We start from the raw sequence: 7,205 nt of genomic DNA, 5'->3' as shown, positions 1-7,205 counted from the left end.
CGGCTTCAGCCTGATGCTCAACCTGGCGATCCCGATCGCGCTGGCGACGATCGCGCAGATGTTCGTCATTGCCGGAAACGAGCTCGACCTGTCGATCGGCACTTTCGTCGGCTTCGTCGGCTGTGTCACCGCGACCTGGCTGAAGGACGCGCCGCTGCTCGGCGCCGCCATCCTGCTCGGATCGATCGGCGTCTATGCGCTGCTCGGCGCACTGATCCATCTGCGCAACCTGCCGTCCATCGTGGTGACGCTCGGCATGAGCTTCGTCTGGCAGGGGCTCGCGATTCTCGTCCTGCCCAAACCGGGCGGCAAGGCGCCGGACTGGCTGCTCGGGCTGATGGCGTTCAAGCCGCCTTTCGTGCCGTTTCCGATCATCGCCGCGCTGCTGATCGGCCTCATCGTCCATTTCGGCCTGATGCGCACCTCCTATGGCGTGATCTTGCGCGGCTCGGGCGGCAATCCGGCGGCACTCGGTCGCGCCGGCTGGTCGCTGCTCCGAACCAAGATCGTGCTGTTTGCGCTCGCCGGCCTGTTCGGCGTGCTGTCCGGCATGGCGCTGATCGGCATCACCACCTCGGCCGATGCCAATATCGGCAATGGCTACACGCTGCTGGCGATCGCCGGCGTCATCCTCGGCGGCGGCGAATTCGTCGGCGGCCGGGTGTCGCCGATCGGTGCGGTGATCGGCGCGCTGACGCTGGCGCTGGCCGCCTCGCCGCTGCTCACCTTCATGCACATTCCACCCGACTGGCAGGTGGCCGCCAACGGCGCCATCCTGATCATCGTGCTGGCGGCGCGCGTGCTGATCAGCCGCAAGGAGAGGTGAGCGATGACATCGGTGAGATCGCTGCTTACCAAACCCTGGATCTGGTCGTTCCTCGGCGCGCTGCTGGTGTGGCTGGCGACGATCGCCTTCACCGGCGGCTATGGCGGGGGTGGCATGGTGACGGCAGCCCTTTCGCTGGCGGTATTCACCGTCATTGTCGGCGTCGGCCAGATGTTCGTCATCACGCTGGGACCAGGCAATGTCGACCTGTCGCTGCCGGCCAATATCGGCCTTGCCAGCGCCGTCGCGATGAAGGTGATGGACGGCAACGATTCCATGATCGCGGTCGGGCTTTTGGCGGCACTTGCCTGCGGGGCGGCGATCGGCGCCGCCAACTACCTGCTGATCTGGGCGCTGCGCATCCCGCCGATCATCGCCACGCTATCGGCCAGCTTCATCATCCAGTCGATCGACATCAGCTATGGCCGCGGGCTGCAGATCAAGCCGCCGCCGGGCTTCGCCGATTTTGCCAACTGGCAGGTGCTGGGCATTCCGGTGCTGGCGATCCTCACGGTATTGTTCACCGTCGGCGCGGCCATCGCGCTGCAGCGTATGATCTATGGCCGCTCGGTGCTGGCGATCGGCCAGAACATTCGCGCGGCGTGGCTGGCCGGTGTCAATGTCGGCCGCATCCGCTTCCTCACCTACACGCTGTCGGGCGCGCTCGGCGGCATCGACGGCGCGCTGCTCGCCGGCTATTTCCGCGGCGCCAATGTCGACATCGGCAACGAATACCTGCTGGCCTCGATCGCCGTCGTCGTCATCGGCGGCACGTCGGTCGCCGGCGGCAAGGCCAATGTCCCCGGCGTCTGGGGCGCGGCTTTGTTCCTGGTGCTGCTTTTGACCATGCTCAACACGTTTGGGGTGAGCGCGGGGGTGCGGTTGCTGCTGACGGGGCTGATCATTGTCGGGGTGATCACGGCGGCGGGCGGGCAGAAGGCGCTGCGGTAGCCTCCGCCTTCGTCGTCCCAGACACCTTCAAGGCCAGTAATCATTGTGCCAGGCCGACATCCGGTTCCCTTCGACGTTATGGCGCTGTAAATCCCGTTCGCGTGGCCACGGCCGCTGAATAATGCTGGGAGGTTTGCGTGTCCGATTTTGTGAAGGTCAGCCGCGACGGCGACGTCGCCGTCGTCACCATCGACAATCCGCCGGTCAACGCGCTGAGCTTCCATGTCCGCGAACCGCTGATGCAGGCGCTGGTCGAATTGCGCGACGATGCGTCGGTTGCCGCCATCGTCATTACATGCGCCGGCCGGACCTTTGTCGCCGGTGCCGACATCACCGAGTTCGGCAAGCCGATGCAGCAGCCCGAACTGCGCGCCATCGTGGCGACGCTGGAAACCATCGCCAAGCCGACGGTCGCAGCCATCCACGGCACCGCGCTCGGCGGCGGGCTGGAGCTGGCGCTGGGCTGCCATTTCCGTGTTGCCGATGCCGGCGCCAAGCTCGGCCTGCCGGAAGTCAAACTCGGCCTGCTGCCGGGTGGCGGTGGCACGGTACGGCTGCCGCGCCTTGTCGGCGCGGTGAAGGCGTTGAAGATGATCGTCTCAGGTGCGCCGATCGGCGCGACCGAGGCGCACGCCGCCGGTCTCGTCGATGCCGTCTTCGAAGGCGATCTGACCACGCATGCCGTGAACTTCGCTGGGGAAATCGCCCGCAAGGGTGGTCCCTTCACGCCGGTGCGCGATCGCAATGAAGGACTCAAGCAGGCCGACCTCGCGGCGTTCGACGTCGAGGCTGCGGATCTTGCCAGGAAAGCGCGCGGGCTCGAGGCACCGATCGCTTGCGCGCAGTCGGTGCGCAATGCCGTCACGCTGCCGTTCGATGCGGCGCTGGCGGCAGAGCGTGCGCTGTTCGTCAAACTGGTCGCCAGCGACCAGTCGCGGGCGCAGCGGCATCTGTTCTTCGCCGAACGTGAGGCGGCAAAGCTTCCGAGCAAGGACATCGTCAAGCGCAGGATCGCCCGCGTCGGCGTCATCGGCGCCGGTACGATGGGGGGCGGCATTGCCATGGCCTTCGCCAATGGCGGCTATTCCGTGATTTTGCTGGAAACCAGCCACGAGGCCCTGCAACGCGGCTTGGCGACCATCGACAGGAACTACTCGGTGTCCGTCACGCGCGGTTCGCTCAGCGAAGACGCCAAGCGGCAACGGCTCGCCCAGTTCAAGGGCTCCACCGACTATGCCGATCTCGCCGACTGCGACCTGATCGTCGAGGCGGTGTTCGAGGACATGGCGGTCAAGAAGGAAGTGTTCGGCAAGCTCGAAGCCGTGGCGAAGCCCGGCGCGATCCTGGCCACCAACACCTCCTATCTCGACATCAACGAAATCGCTGCCTCGACCTCGCGGCCGCAGGATGTGCTCGGCCTGCATTTCTTTTCGCCGGCCAATGTCATGAAGCTCTTGGAGATCGTGCGCGCCGAGAAGACCGCGCCCGATGCGCTGGCGACATCAGTCGACCTGGCGAGGCGGATCGGCAAGGTGGCCGTCGTGGTCGGCGTCTGCCACGGCTTCGTCGGCAACCGCATGCTTGCCGCGCGGGGCTCGGAATCGGAAGCGCTTCTTCTGGAAGGCGCAACGCCCAGCCAGATCGACCAGGTGTTCACCGATTTCGGCTGGCCGATGGGGCCGTTCCAAATGGGCGATCTCGCCGGTCTCGATATTGGCTGGCGCAACCGCAAGGCACGCGGCCAGAAAGCCGTGATCGCCGACACGCTGTGCGAACAAGGACGTTTCGGCCAGAAGACCGGCCGGGGTTTTTACCTCTATGAGGCTGGCGCGCGCACGCCAGTGCCGGATCCCGAGGTTGAAGCGCTGATCCGCGACAAGGCCGCCGAGAAGGGTATCGCACCGCGTGCGATCAGTGCGGAGGAAATCGTAGAGCGCACGCTTTACCCCCTGATCAACGAGGGCGCCAAGATCCTGGAGGAAGGCATAGCGGCCCGTGCGTCCGACATCGATGTCGTCTGGGTCAATGGCTACGGCTTTCCCATCGGCAAGGGCGGACCGATGTTCTGGGTTGGCCTTGAAGGTCCGGCCAGGATCATCGAGCGGCTCGAATACTGGCATCAACGGACGGGCAAGGATGTGTTCAAGCCGGCGCCGTTGCTGAAGCGGATGGCCGAGACCGGGTCGTGGGAAGCCGGCGGTTAGAGAGCCTACCGGATCCGTGCATCGATGATCTCGACGAAGCGCGCGAACAGGCCGGCCTGCGACTTGATCTTGAGCTTGCGGTAGATGTTGCGGCGATGGACCTTCACGGTTCCCGGCACGATGCGCATGGCGCGGGCGATCGACTCCGTCGAATGCCCCTGCAACACCAGGTCGACGACATGCTTTTCGCGCGGCGTCAGCGACAGGCTCTGCCAGATATGGGCGCGGTCGAATTCGTTGACCATAGCGGCCGTCTCGTCCTGCTTCGCTTCCGCCGTTTCGTCGGCCGGAAGAGCAGGCCAGCGCAACCTGATGAAGCTGATCACCGCGGGAGCCATGTCGCGCAGCAATCTGGCATCGGCGGTGCCGAAAGGGCCTGAAGCGCGCAGCCGCATCAGCGACAACACCAGCGCATCCTTGCCCGGCAGCGGCACGAAGAAGCCGACCTCCTCGGCCAGCCTGGTCTGGCTGTAATAGGAGCGGAAATACTCGCTGGCATAGAAACGGTCCGGCGCCAGCTCGCGCATGCGCCAGAACCCTTCCTTGCGCTCGACCGCAGCGTGATGGAACGGATCGAGCAGATACGGCCCTTCCTGATAGAGCGCGACGAACACATGGCTCTCGGTGGGCGAGAAGGTCTCGAACAGCAGCGGCGGGCGCGAGGCGCCGCGATAGCCGAAGATCACGCAGTGGTCGAATCTAACGTGCTGCCGCAGCCACTCGACCAGCGCCTGGCCAAAGAGATCGCCGCTGGTCTCCCGCGTCGTCGCGACGAGCGTGGCGAGCCGGCTGTATTCGTCGCTGCGGGACAATGCATACCCCCTTAAACGAGAAAATAGATCAGATATACCACCTGAGAGGTATATACTAGCCGCCATTGGCTCTGGTAGCGTTCCGATATTGCCCTGTTGCTGGAGCCATCAGCCTTGACCGCAGTGCCCGACATCGAGTTTCGCGGCGTCACCAAGCGCTATGGCGCGGTGACCGCGGTCAGCGGCATCGATCTCGCTGTCCCGCCCTCCGCCTTTGTCGCGCTGCTCGGTCCCTCCGGCTGCGGCAAGACCACCTGCCTGCGCATGATCGGCGGCTTCGAACAGCCGAGCGAAGGCCAGGTGTTCATTCGCGGCCAGGACATGGCCGGCACGCCGCCCTACCGGCGGCCGGTCAACATGGTGTTCCAGCAATACGCGCTGTTTCCGCATCTCGATGTCGAGGACAATGTCGCCTATGGGCTGCGCCAGGCGCGGCCAAGGCTGTCTTCGCGCGAGATCGCCTCAAGGGCGGGCGAGGCGCTCGAAATGGTGCGGCTCGCCGGCTATGGCCGCCGCAAGATCCACGAACTGTCGGGCGGCCAGCAGCAGCGTGTGGCGCTTGCCCGCGCCCTGGTCAACAAGCCGGCGGTGCTCTTGCTCGATGAGCCGCTGGCGGCGCTCGACAAGAAGCTGCGCACCGACATGCAGATCGAGCTGCAGAACCTGCAGCGCGAGATCGGCATCACCTTCGTGCTGGTCACGCACGACCAGGAGGAAGCGCTGTCGATGAGCGATTTCGTCTGCGTCATGAATGGCGGCCGCATCGTCCAGCTCGGGCAGCCGAGCGAGATCTATGACGAACCGGCCGACTTGTTTGTTGCCGATTTCGTCGGCAAGACCAATCTTTTGAGCGGTACCGTCGCCGGGCATACCGGCGATCTGGTGGAGGTGGCGCTTGCCGACGGCACCGTCATTGCGGCGCGCAAACGGACCGCCTTGCAGCAGGGCGAGGTCGTTTCGGTCAGCCTGCGTCCTGAATCGCTCAGTCTCGGCGCCCAGGCAAGCGGCCCATTCAAGGGCATCGTCCGCAACCGGATATTCCTGGGCGCGACGGCGGAATACGCGATCGAGGTCAAGGGCATCGGAACGCTGCTGGCCAAAGCCGATCACCTGATCGGTCACGGCAATCTCTTCAAGCCGGGTGAACCCGTCGCCATCGGCTTTGCCTCCGGAACGCCGCTGGCGTTTGCGGAGACCAAGAACAACGGGGCCAACCAGAGGGTAGATAAACATGTCGAAATCATATCGTGACGGACTGCCGATAAGCCCCGAGAATTTCGTCGACCAGCTGATGCGTTTGAAGCGCGGCTCGATCGGCCGCCGCGACTTTCTCGGTCTCACCGGCCTTGGCATTGCCACTGCGGTGATGGCGCGCGAGATCGGCATCATGCCGACACCGGCCTTTGCCGTGGAAAGCCTTGGCGATCGCATGTCGATCGCCACCTGGCCGAACTATCATGACCCGGCGACCTTCGAGAACTTCAAGAAGGACACCGGCGTCGCCGTCGAGGTCAACGTGTTCGGCTCCAATGAGGAGATGCTGGCCAAGCTGCAGGCCGGGGCCTCGGGCTGGAGCCTGTTCGTGCCGACCAATTACACGATCTCGACCTACAAGAAGCTCGGCATCATCGAGCCGCTGGAGATGGCGAAGCTGCCGAATTTCGACGGCTCGCAAGAGGATCCGCGCTTCACCTCGGAGGGCACGATCGATGGGACGATCTACGCCGTGCCGAAGAACTGGGGCACCACCGGCTTTGCCGTCAACACCCAGAAGCTGACCAAGCCGATGACGAGCTGGAAGGAGTTCTGGGACACCGCCATGGCGGAAGGCGACAGCCGCACCATGGTGCATGACTACCAGCTGACCACGATCGGCAATGCGCTGAAATATTACGGCTACTCGTTCAATTCGCTCAAGCAGGACGAACTGGCCAAGGCGGAGGAGCTGCTGCTGAAGGTCAAGCCGCATCTGTTCGCGGTCTCCTCCGACTACCAGCCGGGGATGCGCGCCGGCGACGCGTGGATGACCATGTGCTGGACGAATGACGGCGCGCAGCTGCATCGCGACATTCCCGAGATCGCCTATGTGCTGGGCAAGGAAGGCGGCGAGATCTGGACCGATTTCTATGCCATTCCGAAAGACGCGCCGAACAAGCCCGCCGGTTACGCGCTGCTCAACTACCTGATGAATCCGCAGGTGGCGGTGAAGGAGCATTTGGCCAATGGTGCGCCGTCGACCGATGCGCGCGTCAACAAGCTGCTGCCCAAGGAGGTGCTCGACAACCCGATCCTCTATCCGGCAGCCGACCTGTTGACGCCGCTGGAATTCGGCGCGGCGGCAACGTTGACCGACCCCGGCCGTGCCGAACTGATGGCGCGCTTCAAGTCGGCCTGAGCCAGGCGGCCTCAAAT

Annotated in this window: 6 protein-coding genes; 5 read left to right on the top strand and 1 reads right to left on the bottom strand. The window is 64.6% G+C overall.

What is annotated here, in order from left to right; translation table 11 throughout:
* The 3 genes from EN990_RS26390 to EN990_RS26380 all read left to right on the top strand — a co-directional run.
* Positions 1–826: ABC transporter permease (locus tag EN990_RS26390; RefSeq protein WP_164766159.1), on the top strand; the 826-nt coding region annotated here is incomplete at its 5' end.
* Between the two features lie 3 nt (positions 827–829).
* Positions 830–1,777 (top strand): ABC transporter permease, encoded by a 948-nt coding sequence (locus tag EN990_RS26385; RefSeq protein ID WP_127366994.1) that lies wholly within the window; start codon positions 830–832, stop codon positions 1,775–1,777.
* Positions 1,778–1,914: 137 nt separating this feature from the next.
* Positions 1,915–3,981, top strand: a complete 2,067-nt coding sequence (locus EN990_RS26380; protein WP_127384657.1) for a 3-hydroxyacyl-CoA dehydrogenase NAD-binding domain-containing protein — start codon at positions 1,915–1,917, stop codon at positions 3,979–3,981.
* A gap of 5 nt (positions 3,982–3,986) precedes the next feature.
* On the opposite strand, the gene EN990_RS26375 is transcribed toward EN990_RS26380, so the two are convergent.
* Complete coding sequence (locus tag EN990_RS26375) at positions 3,987–4,793, bottom strand: LuxR C-terminal-related transcriptional regulator (RefSeq protein WP_024504754.1); 807 nt, start codon at positions 4,791–4,793, stop codon at positions 3,987–3,989.
* A gap of 114 nt (positions 4,794–4,907) precedes the next feature.
* Between EN990_RS26375 and EN990_RS26370 the strand changes: the two genes are divergently transcribed.
* Complete coding sequence (locus EN990_RS26370; protein ID WP_127369250.1) at positions 4,908–6,044, top strand: ABC transporter ATP-binding protein; 1,137 nt, start codon at positions 4,908–4,910, stop codon at positions 6,042–6,044.
* Positions 6,025–7,188 carry a spermidine/putrescine ABC transporter substrate-binding protein gene (locus EN990_RS26365; RefSeq protein ID WP_127369251.1) on the top strand — a complete coding sequence of 388 codons (1,164 nt, stop codon included), beginning with the start codon at positions 6,025–6,027 and terminating at the stop codon, positions 7,186–7,188. Before EN990_RS26370 ends, EN990_RS26365 begins: the two co-directional genes overlap by 20 nt.
* Positions 7,189–7,205 lie beyond the last annotated feature (17 nt).

Source organism: Mesorhizobium sp. M7A.F.Ca.US.005.03.1.1 (assembly GCF_003997975.1).
Classification (GTDB): domain Bacteria; phylum Pseudomonadota; class Alphaproteobacteria; order Rhizobiales; family Rhizobiaceae; genus Mesorhizobium; species Mesorhizobium ciceri.
The sequence above is the reverse complement of the archived record's forward strand: the minus strand, read 5'-3'. Positions and strand labels throughout refer to the sequence as shown.